Origin of the sequence: Taibaiella helva, assembly GCF_003545695.1 — a bacterium.
GTDB lineage: Bacteria > Bacteroidota > Bacteroidia > Chitinophagales > Chitinophagaceae > Taibaiella > Taibaiella helva.
Window position 1 is genome coordinate 510,030 of sequence record NZ_QUZZ01000002.1, and the last position, 25,255, is coordinate 535,284.

20 protein-coding genes and 1 tRNA gene are annotated in these 25,255 nt (G+C 49.4%); 13 read left to right on the plus strand and 8 right to left on the minus strand.

The genetic code is table 11. From position 1 onward, the window contains the following. Nucleotides 1-72 (plus strand) — tRNA-Glu (locus tag DZC79_RS04925). Nucleotides 73-493: 421 nt separating this feature from the next. Here the strand turns inward: DZC79_RS04925 and DZC79_RS21800 are convergent. The 4 genes from DZC79_RS21800 to DZC79_RS04945 all read right to left on the minus strand — a co-directional run bounded on the left by DZC79_RS21800 (nt 494) and on the right by DZC79_RS04945 (nt 3,773). Next, nucleotides 494-910: a recombinase zinc beta ribbon domain-containing protein gene (locus DZC79_RS21800; RefSeq protein WP_394342483.1), complete on the minus strand. Its 417-nt coding sequence runs from the start codon at nt 908-910 to the stop codon at nt 494-496. A gap of 605 nt (nt 911-1,515) precedes the next feature. Further along, nucleotides 1,516-2,208, minus strand: coding sequence for a hypothetical protein (locus DZC79_RS04935; protein ID WP_118950433.1), 693 nt, complete (start codon nt 2,206-2,208; stop codon nt 1,516-1,518). Nucleotides 2,209-2,212: 4 nt separating this feature from the next. Beyond that, the gene (locus DZC79_RS04940) at nt 2,213-2,716 is read right to left on the minus strand and encodes an RNA polymerase sigma factor (protein WP_118950434.1); all 504 of its coding nucleotides are present in this window, start codon (nt 2,714-2,716) and stop codon (nt 2,213-2,215) included. A 4-nt stretch (nt 2,717-2,720) separates the two neighbouring features. Continuing rightward, nucleotides 2,721-3,773, minus strand: coding sequence for an alpha/beta hydrolase (locus DZC79_RS04945; protein ID WP_118950435.1), 1,053 nt, complete (start codon nt 3,771-3,773; stop codon nt 2,721-2,723). A 468-nt stretch (nt 3,774-4,241) separates the two neighbouring features. Here DZC79_RS04945 and DZC79_RS04950 point away from each other — a divergent pair, with 468 nt between their 5' ends. Both DZC79_RS04950 and DZC79_RS04955 read left to right on the plus strand, forming a co-directional pair. Beyond that, the gene (locus DZC79_RS04950; protein WP_118950436.1) at nt 4,242-4,724 is read left to right on the plus strand and encodes a hypothetical protein; all 483 of its coding nucleotides are present in this window, start codon (nt 4,242-4,244) and stop codon (nt 4,722-4,724) included. 16 nt (nt 4,725-4,740) lie between these two features. Beyond that, nucleotides 4,741-5,457, plus strand: coding sequence for a hypothetical protein (locus DZC79_RS04955; protein ID WP_118950437.1), 717 nt, complete (start codon nt 4,741-4,743; stop codon nt 5,455-5,457). Between the two features lie 297 nt (nt 5,458-5,754). Here the strand turns inward: DZC79_RS04955 and DZC79_RS04960 are convergent, their stop codons facing one another. Next, nucleotides 5,755-6,396 (minus strand): response regulator, encoded by a 642-nt coding sequence (locus DZC79_RS04960; RefSeq protein WP_198666779.1) that lies wholly within the window; start codon nt 6,394-6,396, stop codon nt 5,755-5,757. Between the two features lie 75 nt (nt 6,397-6,471). Next, nucleotides 6,472-8,325 carry a tetratricopeptide repeat-containing sensor histidine kinase gene (locus tag DZC79_RS04965; RefSeq protein ID WP_198666780.1) on the minus strand — a complete coding sequence of 618 codons (1,854 nt, stop codon included), beginning with the start codon at nt 8,323-8,325 and terminating at the stop codon, nt 6,472-6,474. 315 nt (nt 8,326-8,640) lie between these two features. On the opposite strand from DZC79_RS04965, the gene DZC79_RS04970 reads away from it, so the two are divergent. The 10 genes from DZC79_RS04970 to DZC79_RS05020 all read left to right on the plus strand — a co-directional run bounded on the left by DZC79_RS04970 (nt 8,641) and on the right by DZC79_RS05020 (nt 21,119). Continuing rightward, a complete protein-coding gene (locus DZC79_RS04970; RefSeq protein ID WP_118950440.1) occupies nt 8,641-9,207 on the plus strand; it encodes a Crp/Fnr family transcriptional regulator in 567 nt (188 codons plus the stop codon). A gap of 339 nt (nt 9,208-9,546) precedes the next feature. After that, on the plus strand, nt 9,547-9,780 hold the full coding sequence (locus DZC79_RS04975) for a 2TM domain-containing protein (protein ID WP_157976930.1): 234 nt from the start codon (nt 9,547-9,549) through the stop codon (nt 9,778-9,780). Further along, nucleotides 9,777-10,337: a cupin domain-containing protein gene (locus tag DZC79_RS04980; protein WP_118950442.1), complete on the plus strand. Its 561-nt coding sequence runs from the start codon at nt 9,777-9,779 to the stop codon at nt 10,335-10,337. Before DZC79_RS04975 ends, DZC79_RS04980 begins: the two co-directional genes overlap by 4 nt. A 27-nt stretch (nt 10,338-10,364) precedes the next feature. Further along, the gene (locus DZC79_RS04985; protein WP_118950443.1) at nt 10,365-10,940 is read left to right on the plus strand and encodes a carboxymuconolactone decarboxylase family protein; all 576 of its coding nucleotides are present in this window, start codon (nt 10,365-10,367) and stop codon (nt 10,938-10,940) included. A gap of 64 nt (nt 10,941-11,004) precedes the next feature. Beyond that, nucleotides 11,005-11,802, plus strand: a complete 798-nt coding sequence (locus DZC79_RS04990; protein WP_118950444.1) for an alpha/beta fold hydrolase — start codon at nt 11,005-11,007, stop codon at nt 11,800-11,802. Between the two features lie 56 nt (nt 11,803-11,858). Continuing rightward, a complete protein-coding gene (locus tag DZC79_RS04995; RefSeq protein ID WP_157976931.1) occupies nt 11,859-13,286 on the plus strand; it encodes an antibiotic biosynthesis monooxygenase in 1,428 nt (475 codons plus the stop codon). A 45-nt stretch (nt 13,287-13,331) separates the two neighbouring features. Then, complete coding sequence (locus tag DZC79_RS05000; protein WP_198666781.1) at nt 13,332-14,135, plus strand: DJ-1/PfpI/YhbO family deglycase/protease; 804 nt, start codon at nt 13,332-13,334, stop codon at nt 14,133-14,135. A gap of 157 nt (nt 14,136-14,292) precedes the next feature. Further along, a complete protein-coding gene (locus tag DZC79_RS05005) occupies nt 14,293-15,228 on the plus strand; it encodes an alpha/beta fold hydrolase (protein ID WP_118950446.1) in 936 nt (311 codons plus the stop codon). 218 nt (nt 15,229-15,446) lie between these two features. After that, complete coding sequence (locus tag DZC79_RS05010) at nt 15,447-18,452, plus strand: chondroitinase family polysaccharide lyase (RefSeq protein WP_157976932.1); 3,006 nt, start codon at nt 15,447-15,449, stop codon at nt 18,450-18,452. Nucleotides 18,453-19,202: 750 nt separating this feature from the next. Next, nucleotides 19,203-21,119 (plus strand): gliding motility-associated C-terminal domain-containing protein, encoded by a 1,917-nt coding sequence (locus DZC79_RS05020; RefSeq protein WP_157976933.1) that lies wholly within the window; start codon nt 19,203-19,205, stop codon nt 21,117-21,119. A 5-nt stretch (nt 21,120-21,124) separates the two neighbouring features. On the opposite strand, the gene DZC79_RS05025 is transcribed toward DZC79_RS05020, so the two are convergent. Both DZC79_RS05025 and DZC79_RS05030 read right to left on the minus strand, forming a co-directional pair. Then, nucleotides 21,125-22,795 (minus strand): tetratricopeptide repeat protein, encoded by a 1,671-nt coding sequence (locus DZC79_RS05025; protein ID WP_198666782.1) that lies wholly within the window; start codon nt 22,793-22,795, stop codon nt 21,125-21,127. A 300-nt stretch (nt 22,796-23,095) separates the two neighbouring features. Then, nucleotides 23,096-25,021 (minus strand): gliding motility-associated C-terminal domain-containing protein, encoded by a 1,926-nt coding sequence (locus DZC79_RS05030; RefSeq protein WP_118950450.1) that lies wholly within the window; start codon nt 25,019-25,021, stop codon nt 23,096-23,098. Between the last annotated feature and the right edge of the window lie 234 nt (nt 25,022-25,255).

Genomic DNA, 25,255 nt, shown 5'->3' on the forward strand with positions numbered 1-25,255 from the left:
GCCGCGTTGGTCAAGGGGTTAAGACGCCTCCCTTTCACGGAGGAATCACGGGTTCGATTCCCGTACGTGGTACAGAAAAACAAAAAAGCCTGCAAATTCTGCAGGCTTTTTTCGTTACGCATTATGAGTAGGGTGCACACGGGGCGTGTGTCAGCTACTTTATTTAGGATCAATCGTAAAAGTTGGGGGGAGAAGATAAGATTGCCGCTTTTCTGTAGACGCATTTTCATAAACATTTCGCAAGTTAGTTAGTAGCTCAAATAATGCTGAAAGTGTCTCCATTGGATCGCTTTTATTCAGCACATTTGCTTGGTGTACTTCAGCATTTACTGGTGTACCTCAGCATTTAATAAAGTAAGATCCTTCCTGAAACGTTGATTGAATTTAGTGTAAGTCTCGTCATCAATTTTGTCATTGACATATTTTTCTGTCAGGCCGCCCAGCTTTTTCTGAACTTCTGCGATCGACCTGTTTCTTGTTGTAATAACCCTGCTCAGATTCGTTTTAGAATCCTTAAGAATAGATCGGGCTTTCTTGGTGATATATTCAACCGGGTCAGGCGAAAAAAGCTAATGGCTCCCAGCAATTCAGCAAACTGATCATGCATAGCTTCTCCCCTGTAGTTCTTTTCCGTATGATGAATGCACCTATAGTAGAGATAATACTTTTTCTTTCCCTTTGAAAAACCGGCAGTCATATGTTGGCCACACCAGCATTTTATTAAACCTCGTAATGGGAACTCCTCTTTTGGTTGAACTTTAGTAGGCTTAATGTTTCGGAGCAGATGCTGAGCATTCCAAAAATCTATTTCTGAAACTTTAATGATCAACAAGTAAAAATCCTCGAAATAAAGGCAGGTAGTCAGGTACTGATCCAACGGATGACGCAGATTTCTATGAAATATGAGCACATATCAAAAGGAAGAAAGCAATTTTCGTTCTTCACAACTATAGTCATTGGTGTCTCCATAAATTCACCGATATCTTTCCTCACTTTAACATTGCTTCATTACTTATCAAAAACTCAAATCGAAATGAAAAAGAAAAAGCTAGTTTTAAAGAAAAGCCACTTAATGAGTTTAACAGATCAAAGCCTGGTTTCAAAAGATATCGAAAACGTTTTGGGTGGAACGCGGCTCAGCCCCACTATAACCTTATTGTCAAAGCCCTGCCCTTGGACTTCAGTCGTTGTTAGGTGTAATGAAATGAGCACACTGCCACCATACGCGTAGTGCATTCATTATAAAAAAACGCAGCTGAAATTCAGCTGCGTTTTTGGATTCATAATAACTGTAAGGATAAAAACAACATTGTGCTCAAATATTGCATAATTGGCACGTAGTGGAAAATCCGGCGCTGATGTACCCGTTTAGCCGGCTGACTATCCACCGGCTAAATGGGGTCAAGTTCATCGGATTTTCCAGTTATTGTATTGGTTTTAAGCTGCCGCATAGCTACATCTTTACAATTTCCATGCGGTGGTGCTTTGCCTTTCCTTCTTCGGAAGCATTATCGTCTATTCCCGGCGATGTTCGCGCGAAATGATTTTCTTATTTTCTTTATAATCATCAATTTGTTCTAAAAGTTCCATGGATTTTAATATCGGCAACCATTCCTTGCTATTAAAAATCAGCCTGAACCACTTTTTATTTCTGTTTTCATATTTAATATTAAGGAACAGCCAGATAGCAACGAGTGAAAAGGTGAGTGTTATTATTCCCTGAAAGAGTAAAAACATAGTATTTCCATTTACAAATACACTTCTTGGTAAATAAAAAGTTGTCCAAACGGGGAGTTGCAGGAAAAGAAGCCTTGTAACCCAAAGGGTAGAAGTTTTCAGGCGGGCAAGCTTTTCCTGTGTTGACAAAATTGGTTCATCAATATCAACGTTGTGAATAAGGGTTAATTGGTAAATGTATACGCCTATTGCAAGTAGGGTAAGCAAAACCTGGATGGCTGCCGAGTACAAAAAGAACAAACTCACCTTATGATAGGCATAAACAAACAGATTAATAATCATAGAACCAATTGCAATTACCCAAATGGCGCCGACAATCAGGGCAAATACTTTCATCGGTTTCATTGATGACAAAAGACTATTGACTTTCATTTTTGAGATATCTGACGCATTTTTTTGATTAAGAACCAGGTTTTCTTCAACCTTCTGGTTGTATGATTTCCAAAGCTCCTTTAATGTCACTTCTTCCATTGGTTTACTTATTTTGAGTGAATCTTCTTTTTAGTTTCTCTTTAATACGTCCTACCTTTGTTGAAACATTGCTCACAGTGATCCCTAATATCTCTGAAATTTCATTGTAATTTTTATTTTCCAGGTAAAGCAGCACAAGTGCCTTATCCATTTCTTTTAGCTCGCTAATAAATCGCTCCAATTGTAGCAACAGTTGTTCTTTTTCACTGCTATCGGCTGCTGAAATCTGGGTAAAATTCTCTTTCAGTGTAATGAATTTATCCTTTCGGACCTTCCTTTTCCGATAGTGTGAAATGGCGACATTTAATGAAATGCGATACAACCAGGTTGTAATTTGGAATTTGTCATTGTATTTATGCAAGGATTGCCAAATCTGTATCATTATTTCCTGGATCAGGTCTTGCCTGTCTTCTTCATCCCTGCAATAAGTACGGGCCACTTTAAACAGAATACCCTTATGCTGCTCAAGAATGTTCTGGAATATTTTCTGCTGCTCTTCTTGCTGCATTGGCTTATAGGTTGAGAAACCAGTTTTGAATTAGTTTGTAGGCTTGCGCATTGTGCCGTATTCCATTGTGCGATGCTCCTTGAATAATGTACACTTTACCCTTGCTGTTGTCTATAACAGCTTTTTTTAATTTGTCAGCAGCAAACACCTCATCATGATCGCCTATCAAAACAAGCATGGGTACTTTGACAGATTTCAAGCCGTCTGTATAATTATCCGGGGCCATGCTTATATTTGCCCGGTATGAATATTGCCTCAGCGGCATCGTTTCCGGCAGGTTGAAAAACAATACCGGTAAGCTATCCTGTTCATGATGATTAATTTCATTCAACATTTTTAAGCCGATGATCCGTGTAAAATGAATTTTCATGAATGGTTCTGTACTATCACTCCCGGCAGCCTGAACCTTGCGAATGGCGGGCGAATTGTGACCAATTAATGGCGCAAAAAGCAGGAAGCCATCAATTTTCTGTTGGTGATTGGCCATTGCATATCTTAAAGTTACGCCACCGCCCATTGAGTGTGCCGCAATAAATATTTTACCATTTGGTTTCCCCTTTTTGACGGTTTCAATAATATCTGATAAATCATCTGCGTACTGATTTATATAATCAACATCCCCTGCCTTGCCTTCCGACTGTCCATGCCCTCTGAAATCAATAGCAAAGATCTCTGCTTGCGTTGCTTCCTGTAAAAGTCCGGCTGCTTTATTCTGCAACCAGGCCGTACTCCCCACTCCATGAAGCAGCAGAATAGTGTTTTGTGATGCCTTTGGAAACTTGTATGAGAATATTTTTTTATTGTCCCTTGTTATAAAGAAGTGATCTTCTGTTTTATAATCCTGTTCAAAACCGAGGTCTGTAAGTACTGTCGGGTCAATAGCTGCCTGTTTTACCGGTTTAAAGGTTGGGGCGGGCATGTTGATCAGCCGGGCAGCTTCAGTTAGCAGGCTGTCTTTATTTCCGTTGAAATATTGTTGCAGTATACTTTGCCCCTCCACTTTTCCTGCAAGTGTTAAGCTGATCATGAATGCCAGGAGGATTATTATTTTTCTCATTGTCGAATAATTAAATATTTTGCATGTTTTCTAATTATTCGCAAAGGGGAAAGAAATATCACACATAAATAAAAAAATACTTCATAAAGTCAGCTGGAGTTCAGGAAAAGGTGAGGGTAAAACTGTTAAGACTAATGATTCATCAAGTTTGCCAAGTGGAAAATCCGATGAACTTGACCCCATTTTGCCGGTGGATAGTCAGCCGGCTAAATGGGTACATCAGCGCCGGATTTTCCACTTGTGCTTTGTCATGCTATTTTCTACCGGTTTCCCAGTATTGTTTTTGTACGGTACCTGGATTAAATTTGCGCAGGCGAGCGACGGAATAGCAGACCAGGCAGTCTATCCTGAAATTGCTTGCATCCTGGTGGGAGAGCATTGGTCCACTAGACTAAAAATGTTGCCAGATCTTCGCGGCTAATACTCTGGTCGATTTAGCTTAACTGTATTCCAGTAAATCGAAAACTCATGAATCACGTTTATATCCTCTGTTTTATTCTTTGTCTTTTTTCAGGAACATCCATTTTTGCGCAGGAAGCAAAAGTCGATAAGAAAACGAAAGAAGCCCTGGCTCAGCGTTATGCAGAAGATAAGTATTATGCCGAGTTTAAAAGAGGTATTTATAACCGGGAGGCATGGAAAGCTTCCTGGGTGGGGGTAAAGCTTTCTGAGCTATATAAGAGCTGGGGTGTGCCAACAAGAACTGCTACGGACGAAACCGGTGGGCAGGTTGTGGTGTACGAAAATGTAACCAATACGTCCGGCGGCAGCTATACGCCGGGATATATTGAAACGGCTACAAATGGTTTTGGACAAACGGTAATAACGGGGCAGAGAGCAGCGGAAGATACAAGATGGAGCAGCCGGTATGTTACCATAACAACAGTTTATGCCGATAAAAAAGGAGTGATCACAAAAGTGGATTTCAAAAGCAGCTACAGTCGTAATTAATAAATTGACCATTATTATGAAAAATATTAAAGCCGCACTGGTCTTTGCTTTTATACTTTCTTCATTTGGTGCCAAAGCACAGGGAAAATATTTTGAAGTGATCACGGAGAAAAATGAAATTACAGGTGGGTGCGTTGGGAAAGTGCGGCCATTATATGATCCTGAATATGTAAAGCTGGCCTATCCTGGCAAAACAAAAGAACAGCTTTACGATGCTGTAGTAAACTATGTAAAAAGCCATAGTGGACTTAAGCTGGATTATACCAATGATGTAAAGAAGACCTTCTTGGCTTACAGAGATTTTGCAACGATCGGCGATAAAAAGAAATGTGGCGCTGATCTTGTTTCGCTAACTTATATTGGCGTGGTCACGGATCTAAAAGACACGCTGCTTGTGAGCTATAGCCGCGCTTCCAAGATTTTTTCAACTATTTTTGACGCCAAGCTTGTTATAAGCCCTGGCAATGATGTGGTTTCAGAAGGGGATGTGCCCTTTAATGAGTTTCAATTTGTTCTACCCGCTGCCGGAAGAACGCAAAGCAGCATAGCGCCCAACGGCGGGCTTATAGGTATAGCTACTTCCCGGAAGATCAACTATAAATTAGCATATCCTGAGAGCGTGTTTGATGCCAACGGCAAAATATTAAACCCCGGCAATAAAAAAATAATTGAGGACTTCTTTGATGGCTATGTCACTGATTTAAAAAACTATCTGGATAAGCATCTAAAATAGTTCGGCCTTCATGCTATATGCGAAATGCACTGACCCCAATAAATTAGACACTTATTGGGGTCAGTGCATTTCGCAGGCATCTTTGTTGTGTATTCGTTGGTAGGGCGCGCGCGTGCCAGCAGGAGCAAAAAATAGCCGGACATGTCTGACCGCAAAGTCCTCGTCAATTAAAGGGATGCTAGCTTAAAGCATTTGTTGATAAAACAATACCTATTAATCCTGTGCCGTCTTCCAGCGGACGCGGGCGCTCAGCCGTTTCAGCCGGGAACGGCAGTTACGATAAGTATAAGGGGATGTCTATTTTACCAATCCAAGCTTCAGGGCTACTTTAACCAGGCCGACGGTATTTTTTACATCCAGCTTCTGGAGCAGGCTGTACCTGTGGTTCTCCACGGTACGGAAACTGATGTAGAGCTTCTCTGAGATCTCCCTTGTCGTATTTTCTTCTGCGATCAGTTTCAATATCTGCATTTCCCGCTTGGTAATCTCAGGTACCACATCGTCCTTATCCCGACCAGGATGCAGCACATGGGCAAGTATCTTCTCTTTCAGGGAAGGGTCGATGAACTCCTTTCCTGTATACACGGTTTCAATGGCTGCTATCAGGTTCTGGCGATCCGTATCTTTAAGCAGGTAACCGGAGCAGCCCCTGCGCATCATGCTCGATACCATGGCCGGCGCGTCCAGGCTGGTAAGCACCACGATCTTAACAGAAGGGTGCTGCTGCCTGATCACCGGCGCCAATGCTTTGCCAGACTGGCCGGGAATCAGTATATCCAGCAGCAGCACATCGGGACTAAAGACAGACAAGCCGTCCATGAGGGAAGCGGCCGAATGATAGACGCCCCTGACGACAATATTCCCATGTCCTTCCAGCATGGCGCTGACACCGCTGGTAGCAAGCGGATGGTCATCTACTATAGAAACGGATATGGGCATCGGCGCGCTGCATTTATGTGCGCTAATATATAAACTTTTTGCATGACTGATGGTCATAAAATATCATAACCTTCGCTATGCCGCACCTGAATGATTCAGGAAGGGCCTTACATCGAATTCCAGGTAAACGGTAGTGCCCTGTCCCTGCTCGCTCTCGATGTCGAAAGTTCCCTGCAGGATCTTTACCCGGTTCCTGATGCTGCGGATACCATAGCCCTTGTTGTTTTCCGTATGGGGCATGCCCCGGCCGTTATCTTCCACTGTTATGGAGCAGAGGTTGTCGGCATATTGCAGCTGGACCAGCGAAGCGGTAGCCCCCGCGTGCTGGACGATATTCTGGACAAGCCCTTGTACGATCCTGTAAACAGCGGTTTCCGCCTGTATTACCAATTGAGGAAGCGGCGGTCCTATCTGCTGGAACTTGATATGCAGGCCCGAAGCTTGTTCCGTGGCCTTGCAGAAATAGAAGATCGCCTGTGCCAGACCGTCTTCCAGCAGTATTTCCGGCATAAGGTTATGCGCCGTATTCCTGAGCTCCCGGGTAGCTATATCCAACTGTCCGATGACATCCTGGTAATGGGCGTTTACTGCGGCTTCCGGGGAACCCGTAAGGTTCATTTTTACATTGGCCAGCCGGACCAGCACACCATCATGAAGATCGTAGGCTATCCTGCTCCGCTCTTTATCCGCGCCTTCGGCTTCTGCTTTCAGGCGCGCTATCTCCTGGTCCTGCAATAAGGAATGCATTTGCTGGTTTAAGAAGGACTTCTTGTGACGATAGTTGCGGTAAGCGAGTATTAATATGATGCACAGCAAACCGGAAACCACACACATTGCAGCGATCCAGGATTGCTGTTTTTTCAGGGCAGTGTCCCGGAAGGATATTTCTGCCTGCTTCTGTATCATGTTTTTCTCATGTTCCAGCGCCTGGAAATTAAGCATGAAGTCCGCAACTACTTTCTTTTGTCCGTCATACAGCAGTGTATGCTGGTCCATCCACTTTTGGTGGAACTCATATGCCTTTCGGTAATCTCCAAGGGCTGCGTACGTATCCGAGAACCCTTCATAAATTACTTCTAAAGTCTGATTTTCTTCACCATTAGTGAGCTTCAACGCTTGCTTCAGATGCAGGATCGATGTGGCGTAATCCTTTTTGAGAAAAGCCAGATAACCGGATACTAATTCTGTCCTTATTATGGATATGCCCGGCTGCGTGACCGATTGCGCCAAATGGAAATAATATTCGGCACTGTCATATTGTCGATGAAAAATATAGCTCTCCGTTAAATTGAGCAATATGGTATAGGACAACAAGCTGTCATGTAGGTTTCTGGCAATCGCATAAGCATCCTTATAATAGCCGATCGCATCGTTGGAATCAAGCTTTACGTAAGTTCCCGCCTGGCATAGTATAACATTGAGCAGCATCGGCGAGTCAACAGGCTTTATTTTGAGGACGTATTCCCTGGCGATGGAAAGGTAGCTGTTGGCCATACTATCTTCCTTCAGCGCAGTCATTAGGACGCCCAGGTTCTGGTATAATACAGCAATGGTACGCGGATTATCCACCTTATTTTCCCGAACGGGCTGTATGGCCCGGAAATAGTACAATGCGGCTTTTGCAAAATCGTTTGAGCTGTAGCTCTTACGGGCTGCGAGCGTATTCTGCACACAGGTTAATTCACCATCTTTTAATTGCGCATTCAGCATAGAGATGGAATCAATATAGGGTTGGCAACCTGCCCGGTCGCCCTTTTGAAGCAGCTTGTTCCCTATTACATACCATATAACCCCTGTTTCTTTTTTAAATCCTCTTTTCTTTGCCAGCACCAACGCCGTACGTGCTATTTTGATGGCGCTGTCGGGGGGAACTTCCCGTTTTCTGGCAATCTCTATATACCGGTTGACCAGTAAGCTGTCCCGTATCATTGGTGAGGCCGTGATAGCAGGTGAATGCTCCTGCCCGGTTAAACGCGGGGCTGCTATCAGTATCAGCCATAAAGCAAACTGAAGGGGAAGTATCTTTTTTATAAAACACTTCAGGTTATATGTCGCGGTCTTTTTCATGATGAGAAATTTCATGATGCAAAATTTGCAATTATCCCAGGAAATTTCCTGAGTGAATTCTCTTATTTTTTGGAAAATGAGTGCGTGGTTTCTTTTACCCCGTAGCATTATGAGCGACATTGCAGCATCCGCCGGATCGTGCCCGCCCGGAGCAGGCCCTCCGCACAAATGAGCACTATGGAAAAACTGCGCAGCAACATAGAAGAGGTAACACCGGTAAGCGACGGGGAAATGGCATTCATCCACTCCTTCTTCTCCCTGAAAAAAGTACGGCGCTACCAATACCTGGTGCAGGAGGGTGACGATGTGCCATATGAATACCTGGCACTATCCGGTATTTACCGGGTGTATTATCTCGCTGATGATGGTAAAGAGCATATCGTAAAGTTTGCAGAGGAAAACTGCTGGATGTCGGACTATAAAGCGTTCTTCAAACATGACCGTGCAAGTATGTTTATCGAATGCATGGAAGCAGGCGAAGTGCTGTGCCTTACGCTTTACGGGAGGGAACAATTATCGGCTGAGCTGCACAAGATGGAGCACTTTTTCAAAGTCCGGCTCACCAATGAGTATGTTGCCCTGGAAGAACGGGTAAAGCAATTGCTTTCCAATACTGCGCGCCAGCGTTATGAAGCCTTCCTGAAATCCCATCCCGGCCTTTTGCAGCGTATTCCTAAAAAGGTGGTTGCAGCTTACCTGGGCGTATGCCGGGAAACATTGAGCAGGCTTTACTTAAGCTGCTAGGTCGTGTACCCGCCGATCGTTTAGGTCCTGATGCTATCACGTAATGACATGTATGCCTCCCGACTTACTACAGGCCTGCATTTGCCTTATCCATTAAACGCAGCCGGGTTGTGACATTTATCACACCACATTAGTGACAAAAGTCCTTGCGCTCCGGTACGCGGCTGTTGGAATTTTGCGGTATCCAACAGGCGCAATATGCGGCAAGCGGTCGCCATTATTTTTTGATGCATTTGTACCTGGTGTAACCTCCTTTGCAGCTTGCATTGGAAAAGCAAACAAGATCAGCAAAAGCTTTCTGCAAATAATCATTATTCATTAATGTTCAAACTACATATCATGACAGCATCCGCAGGATACAATGCTACCAGCATCCAACCCCAAAAGGGTTTCAGGATCCATCTTATCGTTTTCCTCTTGTCTACGCCGGCTATCTGGCTGGTGTGGTACCTCACGGACAGGACCTATCCCTGGCCCTTATGGTCAACACCGGCATGGGCGGTAGGCGTACTGTTCCACTACCTCGGCGTGTATGTTTTCAAAAAATCAAAAACACATAACATTAAAGCATGAGCCAGCAGCAAAAAACATTCAGGCGTATTGTGACAGGACACGACGCCGATAACAAATCCGTCATTGTTTCCGATGCCGCACCCAGCCATGTGCAATTGGTGGGCGGCTCAGGCGGGCCTACTTTTTTTGAAGTATGGCATACCCTGGAAGCCCCTGCTTTAATCCATGCTCAACCCGGTGAAACCGATGAGCCCGGGCTTGTATTGCCACCACCGGAAAATGGTACCCGGATCAGGGTGATTGCATTCCCGCCGGAAGGCGACGCCATCAGGAACCTGACAGGCGCAGAAGCGGCAGCTAAGTTCAGATCGATGGGTGATGAGAACGCTTCTACAGCACAGCCGGGAGCGCCACACCCCCTGATGCACAAGACCAGGACAGTTGACTATGGCATCGTGCTGGAAGGGGAGATCACCATGATACTCGACCGCGGAGAAACAACCCTGAAGGCCGGGGATATTGTGATCCAGAATGGTACCAGCCATGCCTGGGCCAACCGCTCCGGAGCTACCTGCAGGATGGCATTTGTATTGATCGACGGAGCCTTTACCAACTAATTCGGGGATACTATAAAAAAAGTGATCATGCGCATCAAACCTATACCGCCGGAGGCGCTTAGCCCTGAGGCCCGTTACGTGCACGAAGAGATCGTAAAACTTACAGGCCACAGCCAGGGGCAGGTCAATATGATGGATAAGCAAGGGGCGCTGCTGGGACCATTCCCCGCTATGCTTCAATATCCTCAGTTCGGCGTGCCGGCGCTTACCTTTTTGCGTTCGCTCGACCACCATGCCACCCTTCCGAAGGCGGTGCGCGAAGTCGCTATCCTTACCGTAGCGGGTATATTGGGTGCGCGTTTCGAGCTCTACGCCCATGAGATCATGGCCAGAGCATATGGCATTGCACAAAGCAGCATTGCGACCCTCGCCGCTGCAGGAAAGCCGGCTCATTTGAACGAGCCGGAAGCCATAGCACATGACATAGCCGCCGCTTTGGTGCGTGGGCGTATAGTGCCCGATGCGACCTACAACCTGGCTGCTGACCTGCTGGGCAAAGAAGGCGTCGCGGAGCTATACTTCCTGGTAGGCGGCTATTGCCTGATCGCCATGATCCTTAACGGATTCGACATACCCGCGCCCTGCAGCCCTTCCGGCTCATAAGACGGCTGCAAGCACCTTGCCCCAATTTTTTAAAAAAGCATCGAACATTTTAAATATAAACAAGATGAAAAAAGCAGCTTCAACATTGCTTACCGCGGCACTTGCTGCAACAACACTTCTTTCCTGCGCCAAGGACGATGACCGTAAACAAAACACCTATGTGCTGGTACATGGCGCCTGGCAGGCCCCTTACGTATGGGACGAAGTGCGGGATGACCTTAGCCGTAAAGGAAACAAAGTTGTTGTGGTAGAACTTCCCGGACATGGAAAAGATACTACCCCGACGTATACCCTCAGCCTCGATATATACAGGGATAAAGTCATAAAAGAGCTTTCGGCTGTAGAAGGGCCGGTGATACTGGTGGGGCACAGTATGGGCGGCATGGTGGTAACGGCCGTGGCGGAAACGGTCCCTGCCAGGATACGGAAGCTCGTTTATATCGGCGCGTTTGTGCCACAGTCGGGGCAGGCGCTTGCTGAGATCAGCGATCCCGATTCCCAGCTGGGCCCTTCTTTGATCCCCTCGCAGGATCAGCTGACGATTGATGTTAAGAAGGAAGACCTGGCCAGCTTATTTATTGCCGACGGATCTGCGCAGGCAAAGCAGCTCGTTCTGGACAATTACCGGGCAGAGCCTGCGATCCCTTTTACCACTAAGGTCACCTTAACTGAAGCGCATTTCGGCACTGTTGATAAAGTATACATCAAGACCTTACAGGATAAGGTAATCAGTCCCGGCCTCCAGGATAAGATGATCACAGCGGCAGGCATCGGAACGATCTATACGGTTAACACGAGCCACTCGCCCTTCCTGTCTCAGCCGCACCAGGTAGCGGAGCTATTGCTGAAATCAGCCCAATAGCTGTGTAACGCAAAGCGCTTCGTGCATTATTGGCGGGCATTCAAAAACGAATAATTATGACAACCTTCAAACTTTTAACAACGGCAAAAGCAACAGCCGCGTTGATTACGCTATGCTTCGGCCTGGTAAGCGCATTGGCGCAGGCACAAAACCCGGTGAAGATGAAAAAGAAGATCTTATTCGTAGTAACAAGCCATGACCGGAAAGGCAATACGGGAGAACCCACCGGCTTTTATTTATCGGAAGTATCGCATCCCTGGGAAGTGCTTGCAGCGGCCGGATACGAGATCGACTTCGTAAGCCCGGAAGGAGGCAAAGCGCCTGTGGACGGCTTCAATCTTGGCGATCCGGTGAACCGGAAATTCTGGAATGACAAAGCTTACAGGCATAAGATCGAAAACACGCTCAAGCCTTCACAGGTCAGACCGGAACATTACGTGGCTATTCATTACGCAGGCGGTCATGGCGCTATGTGGGATTTCCCGGATAATAAGGCGTTGGCAAAGATAGCGGCGGCTGTTTACGAACAGGGCGGTATCGTGAGCGCGGTATGCCACGGCCCGGCCGGTTTGGTCAATGTCAGGTTGTCGGATGGTCAATATTTAGTGGATGGTAAAAGGATCAATGCCTTTACCAATGAAGAAGAAGCTGCTGTCAAGCTGGATAAAGTCGTGCCCTTCCTGCTGGAATCGGCTTTAATAGCGCGGGGCGCTCATTTTGAAAAAGCCGGGTTGTGGCAATCCTATGTAGTAAGCGATCAGCGTGTCGTTACCGGGCAGAATCCACAATCTGCCAAAGCGATTGGCGAAGCCGTGCTGGTCGCCCTGAATAGCCTTCACGCTGTAAGCAGGCTTACCTGTTATCCTGTAAAACAATCCCATCAGGCGGCATTCCGGAAAGCGATGGGCATCTATGTGCAACAATCCCTGACCGACGAAGACAATATTATGTCGGAAGCTTATTACGAGCAGGAGGACAGCACCGCGCTTTGGCTGATCGAGCGATGGGCAGATAGGGCGGGCATAGGCAGAGCGGATAAAAGTGCAGCGGCGGCGGCACTGGTTTCGCTGGCGAAAAAGGCACTGCTAAGGCCGGTAGCCATCACCTATGTAGCAGACCTGGCGCCGCTTTCCAGGCAACAATGGCGCAGGGCATCCCGAAAAGAGGACGACCAGCTCACCATTATATTGTTTGTGGATGCACAACCCGGATCGCAGGACGATTTCAAAAGCATCTATCGCAAAGCGCTGCCGGCGTTCCGGTGTGAGCCCGGGGTGGTAACCTACCAATTGTCGCAGCTGGAGGCAGACAGTACCCGGTTTGTCACTTACGAAAAGTTCAGAAGCAAGGACGCATTCCAATACCATCTTGACTTTCCGCCTATACTTCCGGTGATCGACTATTTAAATACCCGCATTAAAAAGCTGCCCTTTCAGCAGGGGCTTCATACACTCATCGAGTTTGCGCCGCTTATCCGGGAGTAGCCTCGCTGCAATACCTATATTTTCTAAATGAAAAAAATGAAACCCATGAACAAACTTACTTTAGCAGGTGCCTTAAGTGTGCTTGCAGCTTCAATCACAACTGCTCAGACAACTATGAACAATCCCAGCAATACGCATGAGCTGCGCGTAATGAATCAGCTCTCCACACAAGCGGCAGTCGTTAATATGCCCGTATCCCAACTGTTAAATGCACCGGGCAACGAAGCCTTGAAAGCTTTCTTCTTTACGCCCGTAGCCAGCAAAGCAGCGCTGAAAGGCAAGCGCATTGCTGTGCTTGTTGCAGACGGCTTTGAAGAGATCGAGCTGACCGGACCGGTATGGTATTTCAGGGAACTGGGCGCGCAGGTGGATATTGTTGCGCCTAAATACAATCCTGCTCCTGAGAGATACGGCCTGATGTACCCCGAAATGTCGAAGACACATGTAATGGCCATTCAATATCTGCAGCCTGTAGGTTGGATAAAGTTTGACCGCACTGCAGACCAGATTAAAGTCGCCGACTACGACGCGGTATTTATTCCCGGAGGCGCCTGGAACCCGGATAATCTCCGCAATGACAGAGATGTGATCCGGTTCATCCGCGATTGCAACAGCGTGGGGAAACTGATAGCCGCTATTTGTCATGGCCCCGTGGTATTGGCTTCTGCCGATATCCTGAAAGGAAGAAAGCTGACGGGCTACTGGAATATCCAGACAGACCTGAAAAATGCAGGAGGTAATGTAGTGGAAGAATCCGTGGTAACAGATAAGAACCTCATCACCAGCAGACACCCGATCGACGTAGCCGATTTTTCAAGAGCCGTTGAAAAATGGTTATTAAAGCCATAGTGTTATATGGTATTGCAAAATGCGCTTTGGTGGCAATGGCCAGTATTGCCATAGCCTCCGCCGGCTGTCGTTTTTATCCCTTTAATTGTCGCATACAGGCTGCATATTACAGCGCAGGGTTGCCGAGATTTGTATTCTCAATCAAACCTCAGCGAATATGAAAAAGATAACCAGCCTGTCTCTTGTCTTCAGTCTACTGTTCCTGGCTTCCTGTCAGCCGGCGCAGGAAAAAAGCGGGGGTACTGTTACAGGAGCGAAGGATACAACCACAGCACACCAGGACATTAAGCCGGCGGAAAGCGGCTATGCAGATGTGAACGGGCTAAAGATGTATTATGAAGTGTATGGCAAGGGAAAACCCCTGGTGCTGCTACATGGTTCCTTCATGACCATCCCTTTGAACTGGTCGCATATTATACCGCTCCTGGCAAAGGACCGGAAGGTGATTGTGGCCGAAATGCAGGGCCATGGCCGCACAAGAGATATCGGGCGCGATATGAGCTATGAAAGCATGGCCGACGATGTTTCGGGACTGCTGAAGCATCTTAAGGCAGACAGCGCCGACATCCTGGGATACAGTATGGGCGGTGGCATTGCCTTCCAGCTAGCAGTACGCCATCCGGAGCAGGTACGCAGGCTGCTGATCTTGTCCGGTGCATATGCACACGATGGATGGTGGCCTGATGTGGAAGCCAGCTTCGCTGCCATCAATGCCGATATGTTCAAGGGTAGCCCCATACAGAAGCAATATGATAGCCTGGGCAATGATCCGGCACATTTCCCTGAATTTGTCAAAAAGGTGATGAGCATGGACCTGAAGCCTTATGATTGGTCGGCAGCGGTAAAAAAGATAAAGGCGCCTATATTCTTCGCGCTTGGCGATGCCGATGGTATCCGCTACGAACATGCCCTGGAGCTGTTCCGGGCCAAAGGCGGCGGAAAGATGGGCGATCTGCACGGGTTGCCGCAATCGCGCCTGGCCATTCTGCCGGGAACGACCCATATCGGTATGATGTATCGTACGGATTTGCTGATCCCCATGATCAACGATTTCCTGGATTCCGATCTGAATGCGCCGCCGCCTACTTTTTAATAAAAGAAGCAAACAATAAAGGATGCCCGCAGGTACTGCGGGCATCCTTATTTACAGGACAATGGTGCGATTACCCAACCGACCGGCTTTCACCCTTTAGGGTTATTGCCACCCTTGCAGCTTTGTCTGAATTTTGTGTAATTGATAACAGTGAAAAGGCGGTGATGCTGGCTTCGTTTTCGGGATGTTCTGCATCACAGCCCATAAAACATAAGGCTATGCTACAAAAATTAATCGGACTCTTCCTGCTCTGTTGCTCCGGTTGGACGCTCCGGGCCCAGACCAGCCCTGTCGACAGCCTGGCAAAGCGCTACCGGGACTGGCTTACCGGCGAAGGGGTTAATTATAGCAATGCTTCCGTCAACGACAGGTATATCCGCTTTCGTAATGCGGGGAATGGCGCCCGCAACCTTTCAGGATACGATTTCGCCAATCCCGGACCTGCATGGGATTTTACCAGCAGCACTGACCAAAGCGCTTATGCAACCCTCGTGGAGCAAAAGCTGGTACGGCTTGTATTTCTATACCAGATCAAAGGCCCTGCCACCAATCCCAATCCGGATTATCACAGCCTTCCGCTCCGGGATACCATATTGATGCTTTTTAACTACATGAAAGCAAAAGGCATTAGTGATACCACCGATTTTGCCTACCGGGTATTGCCGGCTACTGAAGAAGTAATTACCAGTCACTATGGTGTGGCTTTACGTTCGTCGGCTTATGCAACATCTGTCTTCCTAATGAAAGAGGATCTGTCGGCAGCAGGCGAGTTTGGTCACCATCTGGCGGCGCTGCAGGCGTTGACCTATTTTATCAGTCCTGAGTTTCCTTATTTCCACTTTACCTACCCGGGATACAATACCGATGTGATCCGGTCGTCGATCCAGCAGCGTCTTTGCTATGTACTGGCGCAGGATGATACCAGCAGCACACGTATTACCAATATGGCATTCCTGAAGGATTTTATCAATAACGCCTTGCTCACCGGTCACGGCTGGAGCGATTGTATCAAGCCCGATGGCCTTACTTATCACCACAGAGGGGTATATGCCAATACCTATGGTGTAGATGCGTTACAGCAGGCCAGCATCCTGATCCGTATGCTGAAAGGAAGCAGCTATCCCTTGAGTTCGGCCGCAGAGCAAAATGTAAAGAATGCGGTGATGAATTATCGCCGGTTTTGTATTGATTTTACCATGCCCAGAGGCCTTGCAGGACGCTTCCCGGAAAATACCGCTGTCCTGGATGCGCTGCGTCCGGCTTTGGCCTATCTCTATATTGCCGATCCTGCTGCCCATGCCGATGCGGGACAGGAATTCGTCAGGCTCTGGAATATTTCGCCGGCAGCCAATACAACGCTGCAGCGGGCGAATACGGTAAGCATTAACGTGATCAATACCATGGGTGGTATACAGGATATGGCCAACACCCTGAATGCCGGCCTGGCGCCGTCCGTAAAAATTTCCACCGGCCAATTCGGCTTTCCCTATGCCGGACTCAGCTTGCATAAATACAATGGCTGGCAGGTCAGCATGAAAGGCACCAGCAACGTCAACTGGCATTATGAGAATTCAGCAACGGAAAATCTTTTCGGGCAATACACTTCCGCCGGCGCCCTGGAAATACTGGCTAAAGGCAATCCCGTAACACCCGACAGCAATGGCCTTTCCTTTAACGGCTGGGACTGGGCGCATATCCCCGGCACTACCGTGGCCAGCCTGCCTTTTAATGTTATGGCCAATAGCATTATGCGGCAATTCAACGGTAAGGGCTTCCTGGCACATGCTGCGCTGGGCAACAACGGGGTTTTTGCTATGGATTATAAAGACATCAATTCTGCCACAGGGATGACGGCGCGAAAGACCGCTTTCTTTTTCGGCGATAAGATCCTCTGCCTCGGTTCCGATATCAGAGATGCCGGTGGAACTTACCCGATACACACCACCTTGTTTCAGACCGCCTTCGGCACCGGTAATACCGGCCTGGTCAATGGTGCAGTGGCAAGCGGCAACAACTATACCTTATCGCAGACCGGCGGTCCCTTCTGGGCTACAGATGCTGTTGGCAACGGCTTTGTGGTACCGGCAAGTGCTTACAATACCCATAGCATTATCGTGCAGAGAAGCAGCCAGACCTCACCCAACCAGGCGAATACCGCCAGTACTACGGGTGATTTTGCCAAAGCCTACATCGATCATGGCGCAGCGCCCGCATCGGGTAGCTACCAATATGCCGTGTTGGTGCAGGGTGGAGCGACTACGCAAAATTTTGCCGCTGATTTTGACAGCTATTTCCAGGTGCTGAAGCAGGATAGCCAGGCGCATATGGTGCTGTATGTACCCGATTCTACCTATAGCTATGTGGTATGGGATACCAACGCTACGCTGCCGGCGGGAAGCCTGCTGCTGAAGGCGAATAAGCCCTCGGTAACCCTGTTGCAGCAGGTTGCCGGAAGTAATGAGCTGCAGGTGAGCCTCACTAATCCCGATATGGGTCTGCTGGCGCCCGGGGAAGCCTATACCTATAGCCAGATCAGCAGCACTCCATTGAGGCTGTATCGTGTGCCGGAAACCCGGGTGGTAACGATAAGCCTGGCCGGAGCCTGGCAGCTGCAAACGCCGCTCAGCAATGTGAGCCTCACAGCCAATGGCAGCAATACCGATGTAGCTTTCAGTACTATCAATGGGTTCACGATAGAAGCGGTGCTGGTAAGAACAGTACCGCTTCCTCTCGGTTTCACCGCCTTTTCGGTAGCAGACCGGAACTGCAGCCATCAGCTGAGCTGGCACTATGCCGGTCCTGTTCCTGAACAGTATGCTGTTGAGCGCAGTGCCGATAGCCGTAGCTGGCAGCGGCTGGCCTTGCTGCCCTCATCAGCGACAGGCTACACGGACAATGATGATGATCGCTGCTGGTACCGGCTGGCAGCCATCGGTCGCGAGGGCAGGACCGCTTACAGTTCCATTGTACCGGCTGGTCCGGGAAACTGCGCGGCAAAAATAATATTATACCCCAACCCGACAACCGGAAGGGTAGTGCTTTACAATAAAGGTAGCCGTCCCCCGGCCGGAGTGATAATATCGGATCTCCGTGGGCAAAACCTGGAGGGGCAGGTTGCCGTACGCTATGCGCCCGGCGAGATCCATATCGACCTTTCTTCATTGGCTCCCGGCATGTATTTCGTCCGTTCGGGAACTCAGGTCTATAAAGTGGCCAAACGATAGCAGAATACCGCCTGCTCCCGGTAATCGCAGGATACTTTTCCAGCTGCCGGGCAGAAATGCACGGGCTTTGCTCTTTTGGCTGCTAAGCAGCCGGAATGATAAAGATTAACCGCTGACACAACTGTTCAAAGTACAGCCAAGGCCCTGGCACACGCTGGCGCCTGCTGTGTATTGGTGCAATCGTCTGTAGCCTGCACGGTACAGCCGGGGCAGGCGCTTTTTACCCCTGTCTGGCACAAATCGGGAAACGGGCCACTGATAACATTACCTTCCTGGGCAGCAGTCAGGATGGTGACCCGTCCTTTGTGCAGGACCAATTCCGGTCCAGGTTCAATGTTTTTTCTTCATAAAAAAGGAGTTTGATTGATGAAGCACGAAGCTAAACCGCAGGAGCCGGGGCCGCGTTCTTCAATTGTATTTCCGGGCAGGAGCATCGTATCGTTGGACCGGGCAGCATAATGTCCGGCAGCCGGATATTGGGGCAGCAGCACAGCTGCAGCATTGCGGAACTGTTCTATTTGCCTGCATGTTGATATAGGAGCAAGTGGGCTCCGCCACATGAATGATACAATGATTCAATTGTAATTATTTAATTTTCAATAGTGTATTTGTCCTTTTTTTTGTCTTCCCCGTTGTCTTGCGCTTTGTCTATACCTGTCCCTGCCGATCTATGTCTTGGATGAATAATTTCACGAAACCCCGGTTTCCCTAATGTGTAGCCGGCAATCCTTAACCAATAATCCATCGCGCATGACACGGTCCTTACTTCTCATTTGGGCATTATTTGCGGCAGGAATTTCCCTGTACGCGCAGAACAGCTGTAACGGTGTATGGGGACAGTACCTGGTCAACCAAACCTTCGGGCAGGGCAACGGTACCGATCCCTGGTACGCGCCACTTGCCACCTATGCACCCGGGGCTTCTACCTCTACTACCTTCGTAGGCGTTGCCGGTCCTCCGGGCGGAGTATTGGTGGACAACTTTTCCGGCCTGGTCCAGGTACCTACGGTAAGCGGGCAGGGTTGGGTAACGACAACCGATCATACCGGCAATCCTAACGGGCTGATGTTCCTTATCAATGCGCCCTCTACCGCCGCAACCGTATTTTTTGAGTATACGATGAATGATCTTTGTCCCAATACGACCCTGAAGCTTTCCGTATGGATCCTGAATGTCAACCCGCCTTCGCTGACCTCCAATCCTATTTATCAATATCCCAATATGACGCTCCGGGCCGTGGATGTGGTTTCCAATGCTGTGTTGGGCAGCTCCGAGTCGGGCGATGTGGCTGCCGATGAAGCCTGGCACCAGTATTCGGTTGTCTTCAATAACGGCGCCAGCACGTCCATCAAGCTGCAGCTGGTCAATAATTCTGTGGGTTCCGGCTATGGCAACGATCTGGCCATCGACGATATTACGGTGCAGCCCTGTGTCCCCGAGTCGCACATCCTGCCCAAGCTCAACAGCACCGTCTGTCAGAATACGATCATTAATTTCGATGCCAATGTGATCAACAGCCCTTATAATCCGGCAGAATACCAGTGGCAGTATAGCGCCGACAATGGGCTTACCTGGCTCAACCAGGGGCCGGCAAGCGCCGCGACCAGCTATACTTTCAATACTGCGGGACTGACACCGGGCACCTATATGGTGCGCTTTATGACCGGCCCGCAGGGCCTCACCGGCAATTACAACTGTGTCGCAGTAAGCGATACCAGCGTAATTGAAGTGGCGGAATTCCCCCATACGACGGTGAACGCGTCGGTATGCCTGGGAAACACTTATAACTTCTACGGCCGCTACCTGGGGCTGGCCGGTACTTACGATACCTTGATCAAGAGCGGGCCGGCCGATCTCTGCGGCACGCTGTACACTTTGAACCTGGCGGTTAAGCCACGCCCCGATGTTGCTATTGCCGGACCGGAGAAGCAGGATCTGTGTGCGGGCGACACCCTGAGCCTGGCGGTCGGTCGTCCCGATGCCGGAGCTACTTACCAATGGATGCTGGAGCGGACGGCGATCACCGGCGAAACCGGCAGTGTGTATAAAACCGCTACGGGCGGAAGTTATCGTGTTGCCGGCCTGCTGGACGGCTGTGCCGATACTTCCCTGCGGGTGCTGGTCAGTGAAAGGGCGCTGCCGGAAGCCGCGATCCTTTACGACCCGGTTTCGCGCTGCACCTACGATACCCTGGAATTCAGCGCCGTACCGCAGGTCGGGGGCTCCTATTATAACTGGGCGCCGGAAAAGGCTTTCCGCATGTTGGGTGGGGCAGAAGGCCTGAGCGTGCACGGCTCCTTTAAAGAAGAGCAGATGGTATACCTTACCGTGTACAGCCCTTACGGCTGTCATGCCACCGACTCGGTAAAAGCCCTGGTGCATGCCTGTTGCCAGGCCCTGGTACCGACGGCATTCAGCCCCAATAACGATGGGCTGAACGACTACTTCCGTCCCGCGCTGAAACCCGGGCAGGAGCTGGTGACCCTGAAGGTATTTGACCGCTACGGGAAATTGGTGTACGACAATGGCAATATACAAAAGGGCTGGAATGGATGCTATAAGAACGGAGCGGCTGCCAATGCCGGCACCTACATGTATATCATGAGCTATACCTGCGATGATAAGAAAGTATATGAGCTGAAAGGTGATCTTACCCTGCTGCGATAAACAGCTCAGCGGCTGTCCATCCGTTTGAACATTTCTTCTTCCGTAATACCGAGCTTTTTAAAGAGGCGTAGCTTGGTCTTTCTGACCGAGTCAGGCGAGATGCCCAGGGCACTCGCCTTCTCGTTTACGGACAAGCCGATTTTTGAAAGCGCCAGCAAGCGTATCTCGGCATTGGTGAGTCCCGGAAAGTAACGTTCCAGGTGGATGAAGAACTGCGTATGGATCTGGCTGAAAGTATGTTTGAAATCCCGCCAGTCGTCCTCGGTCAATATGGTCGCCTGCTGCAGCTTGTTCAGTATCTCTTCGTTTTCCTGCTGGTCGTAGCCCGATTTCTGGTTGAGCTGTTCCAGTTCGAGCCGGGTTTCTTCCAGCAGCTTGCTTTTTTGCTTCAGGCTGCTGATATAGGTATCGAGCAGCTGGCGGGCATTGCCCAGCTGTCTCCGGGTATGTTTTCTTTCAATTTGTACCCGCCTGATCAGCTGCCATCCTGCCAGCATCAGCAGGATAACAATGATGATGGCGCCTTTGCGTTCGGTGCGGTGCCGCCGGTTCTCGCTTTCCAGCAGCCTGATATCGGCCTGCAGCTTTTCCGCCTCCAGCTTGCTTTTTATCCGGTCGGCCGCTACGATGTCCATTTCTTTGGCGGCTTTCTCCTGGTAATATAGAAAGGAATCTACGAAAAGCGTGGCTTTCTCTTTGTCCCGCTCTTTGTTTAGTTTAAAGAGATTGAAATAATAGCCCGCGTACACTTTGTTCTCGTTAGCGGCAAAAATAAGCGGCGCAGCATTTTGCAATACCCGGTCGGCCGAGTCCTTTTCCGACAAGGCCAGGTATATTTTCGCAATATCGATGCTGGCCCTGGCAGCGCTGGCGATCTGCTGCGTCGCTTTGCTGATCTGCACATCGCGGTAGAGGTAGGGCAGGGCTTCCCTGTATTGCTTTTTGCGGAACAGAAGCTCCCCGATATTGCCGCTTACGATACCGATCCAGTCAGCCACATGGGCCTTGCCGGCCAGCTCGAAGGCATGCTGGAAATAATAGCCTGCCGAGTCGTAGTTGCCCATCTGGCGGTAGCATAGCGCGATCGTGTTGTAGGCATCCACCACTTCCCTCATCTCTACGGTACGCTCGAACTTTACCCCTTCCAGCATAAAAGAAAGGGCATTGTCATAGTCGGCAAAAGAATAAAAAGTATTCCCTAACAAAGCATACAGCTCAAAAGTATTGGGAAAGGCGCTGAATCCTTTCTCTCCGGCCATTTCCTTGGCGCGGATAATATACTCGAAGCCTTTGGAGTAAGCCGGTGTTTTGCTGAGCGCATAACCCTTAAAGAACATCGCCTCTATATAAAGCATATCGGAACACCTGGGCCGGGCCAGCATTTCATTGAAGAAAGGAAGGCAGCTTATGGTCCGGAATTTATTGCTGGCATCCTGTATAAAACGGTATTTACCCTTCAGGAAAAGGACGCAGTTATACAGTGGACAGGATTTCCTGGCCGCTGCTATTTGCATCATTGTATCCAGGTTGCTGAAAGCGGTTGCCGAATCGGCATATTGGATCTCGTAGCTGAACAAGCGGAAGCTATAGTCTACCAGGGCGTCCTCTTCCAGGACCTTCAGCGAATCGATCGGGTTGCTGCGCCCTGCTGCATGATGTCCCAGCAAGCCGGCCATGATTAAGAGGCACCATAATGCTTTTCTCCTGCTTCCTGAGCAGGCATGTGCCCCTCCGGAAACGAAGTACAGGAAGCCGGAACGAAAACCTGTTCGGTAACCTCCGGGCTTGTGGAAACAGGTCTGCAGTATCGGGAACGGTGAAGGATAGCGAAGGAGAGACATAGTTTATCCCGCCGAAATTAAAAAAATGTTTTGACACTGCCGGGATATAGACTATGTTTAAAAAGGTAGTTCCCGTAACCCGGAAATGCTGGTGGGTGCAGTAAAAGGGATTTTACGATAACGGAAGTAACACGGCTACCGGAGCAATGTCACATCGCCTTTACGCTGGAAGGGACGCTGAAGAGTACCGCCGAAGAAGCTGAGCTCAAAGAAATAAGTGCCCAGGTCTGAGGGGCGGCCCTCAAAGAGGCCATCCCACCCTTTCTGAGGATCAGTGCTGGTATAAACGCGCTGCCCGTACCGGTTAAAGACCTGGAACCGGTAATGCTGTACAGAACACTCGGGGGCGATCACCGGCCGCAGCAGATCATTGATACCATCGCCGTTGGGTGAAAAGGCATTGGGAACACCAAAGCCACAGTTGCAGGTTGATAGGGTAACCGCTATGGAATCGGTGGCTCTGCATTCGTCCCGGGACAGGGTCACCTGGTATATACCGGTAGCTGTAGCCCGGTATTGGCTGGCGGTGCTGCCATCCTGCCACCGGTAAGCGGCGCCGGGCACGCCGCCGGCATCCAGCGTCAGCGCAGGAACATCGCATAAGGCCGTATCTGGTCCCAGGTCAAGGGATAAAGCATAGCTGCTCACCTTAAACGTGTCGATACGGGTACGGCAGATATCCTTGTAAGCTACATAGTACATGCCGGGACTGTTTACGGTTAACGTGCGTCCTGTGCTGCCGTCGTTCCAGCGATAATCAGCGCCCGTATCAGCCGATAGCGTTACCGGCTCCTGCTGCTGGTTAATGATACACAGCGCGATGGAGTCGTACCGGTTGACGGCGGTATCCGTCGGCGAGAGCAGCACTTCGGCTGGAAGCCCCGTACGGCTTGGATTAAGCAGGGGAACGCTTTTGGCCTGGAAGTCGCAGGCAATACCCGCAAGATTGGGTTTGTTGATGGTATGCAGAAAATTGCTCGCCGTAGTCACATAGATCTTCCCATTGTATTGCCGCAGGTATCCGGGCAGGTTGCCCGTCGTATCGATATGTCCAATCAACGTTTTGGAGGCGGTGATCGTCGCCGAATCATGGGTGCTGACATCGTACTGGTAGATGTCTATGCGGGAGCCGAATATTTCAGGATGCTCCCTGTAGGTGGCATACAGCTTACTGCCATCGGGCGAAAAGGCCGCAATATAGCTGCCGCTGGGTCCCAGCACACCCAGGTGTACCGGGTCCGATACCGTACCGGTCGACCGGTCCAGCTTATAGATCAGCAAACCGCCGGGGTCGTTGATATCAAGATAGCCCCATTCCGCTACAGCTATCCGTTTCAGGTCCGGAGCGAGCGCCATGCTATGACTTTCATAAGTAGGGAAATAGGAAACGGTTGGCGTCGTCACGGGAACCGGATCCACACCCGATGCGGTGATGTGATAAGCCAGGAAGACCGGTTGCAGCTGCAGGTGTACCATCAGCCATATATCGCATTGCGTGCCCGGTATGGCGATCATGCCTTCGCTGAGCCTTGCGTCATTGAGTGGTATATTTTTCCGACCAGGTATGATGTCTCCCTTACCGCCATCCAGCGCTATGTCCACTATGGAATAGTACAGGTTGCTTTCCCCCGGCGCGCCCGGCGAAGTGCTGATACCCCTGAGCGAAAAGACATAGTACTGGCCCTTATGGCCGATCACGGGAACAATACAGACACCCTGTATTGTACTGCCCACACCGTTAAAGGGCTGAGAACTGTTGCCCAGCAGGGAATCGCCGTTGGGCATAGGCATATGCTCCCGGTTAAAGCATATCGGACCGGCGCAGTAAAAAAGGAGCTCGCCGGTATTGGGATCGGCTACAGAAGCGGCGCCTTCCCAGCAATCTACCGATGAGATGAAAGGTATACCCGTATTGAAATTCATCCCTGCCTTCTGACCGAATACCCACACGCCATTCGCCTTGAGGAAGCCCGCTTCCTGGTTGTATTGCGCTCCCGAACGGAAGCACAGGCAGCAGCACAGGAAGAAAAGAAGGGCGGTGCCCGATAAATGCCGGTTCATGGTATCCAGGGTTTGATGGCGTGCAAAACTATTCCCTGCAACGAAGGAAGGCTAAGCAGCAGCGAAATAATATACGCTTTTATATGACCTGTTTCCTGGTTCAGCCGTTGGGAAAAGCAACTGCTTTGCAGGAGAATACCTGGAAATGTGTAGTGAAATGGTAATGGGAAACAGGTAGCCTTTGCGGCGCTGCTTTGCAGCGAACATAAACAAGCCCGGACACATACGCTTATG

What these genes read in the sequence shown, in the direction of transcription:
- DZC79_RS05000 (WP_198666781.1), top strand. Translation starts at nt 13,332, where the DNA reads ATGAACAAACTTACTTTAGCAGGTGCCTTAAGTGTGCTTGCAGCTTCA.
- DZC79_RS04950 (WP_118950436.1), top strand. Translation starts at nt 4,242, where the DNA reads ATGAATCACGTTTATATCCTCTGTTTTATTCTTTGTCTTTTTTCAGGA.
- DZC79_RS04985 (WP_118950443.1), top strand. Translation starts at nt 10,365, where the DNA reads ATGCGCATCAAACCTATACCGCCGGAGGCGCTTAGCCCTGAGGCCCGT.
- DZC79_RS04955 (WP_118950437.1), top strand. Translation starts at nt 4,741, where the DNA reads ATGAAAAATATTAAAGCCGCACTGGTCTTTGCTTTTATACTTTCTTCA.
- DZC79_RS04995 (WP_157976931.1), top strand. Translation starts at nt 11,859, where the DNA reads ATGACAACCTTCAAACTTTTAACAACGGCAAAAGCAACAGCCGCGTTG.
- DZC79_RS05025 (WP_198666782.1), bottom strand. Translation starts at nt 22,795, where the DNA reads ATGGCCGGCTTGCTGGGACATCATGCAGCAGGGCGCAGCAACCCGATC.
- DZC79_RS04970 (WP_118950440.1), top strand. Translation starts at nt 8,641, where the DNA reads ATGGAAAAACTGCGCAGCAACATAGAAGAGGTAACACCGGTAAGCGAC.
- DZC79_RS04965 (WP_198666780.1), bottom strand. Translation starts at nt 8,325, where the DNA reads ATGATACGGGACAGCTTACTGGTCAACCGGTATATAGAGATTGCCAGA.
- DZC79_RS04935 (WP_118950433.1), bottom strand. Translation starts at nt 2,208, where the DNA reads ATGGAAGAAGTGACATTAAAGGAGCTTTGGAAATCATACAACCAGAAG.
- DZC79_RS05020 (WP_157976933.1), top strand. Translation starts at nt 19,203, where the DNA reads ATGACACGGTCCTTACTTCTCATTTGGGCATTATTTGCGGCAGGAATT.
- DZC79_RS05030 (WP_118950450.1), bottom strand. Translation starts at nt 25,021, where the DNA reads ATGAACCGGCATTTATCGGGCACCGCCCTTCTTTTCTTCCTGTGCTGC.
- DZC79_RS04980 (WP_118950442.1), top strand. Translation starts at nt 9,777, where the DNA reads ATGAGCCAGCAGCAAAAAACATTCAGGCGTATTGTGACAGGACACGAC.
- DZC79_RS05005 (WP_118950446.1), top strand. Translation starts at nt 14,293, where the DNA reads ATGAAAAAGATAACCAGCCTGTCTCTTGTCTTCAGTCTACTGTTCCTG.
- DZC79_RS04960 (WP_198666779.1), bottom strand. Translation starts at nt 6,396, where the DNA reads ATGCCCATATCCGTTTCTATAGTAGATGACCATCCGCTTGCTACCAGC.
- DZC79_RS04990 (WP_118950444.1), top strand. Translation starts at nt 11,005, where the DNA reads ATGAAAAAAGCAGCTTCAACATTGCTTACCGCGGCACTTGCTGCAACA.
- DZC79_RS04945 (WP_118950435.1), bottom strand. Translation starts at nt 3,773, where the DNA reads ATGAGAAAAATAATAATCCTCCTGGCATTCATGATCAGCTTAACACTT.
- DZC79_RS05010 (WP_157976932.1), top strand. Translation starts at nt 15,447, where the DNA reads ATGCTACAAAAATTAATCGGACTCTTCCTGCTCTGTTGCTCCGGTTGG.
- DZC79_RS04940 (WP_118950434.1), bottom strand. Translation starts at nt 2,716, where the DNA reads ATGCAGCAAGAAGAGCAGCAGAAAATATTCCAGAACATTCTTGAGCAG.
- DZC79_RS04975 (WP_157976930.1), top strand. Translation starts at nt 9,547, where the DNA reads ATGACAGCATCCGCAGGATACAATGCTACCAGCATCCAACCCCAAAAG.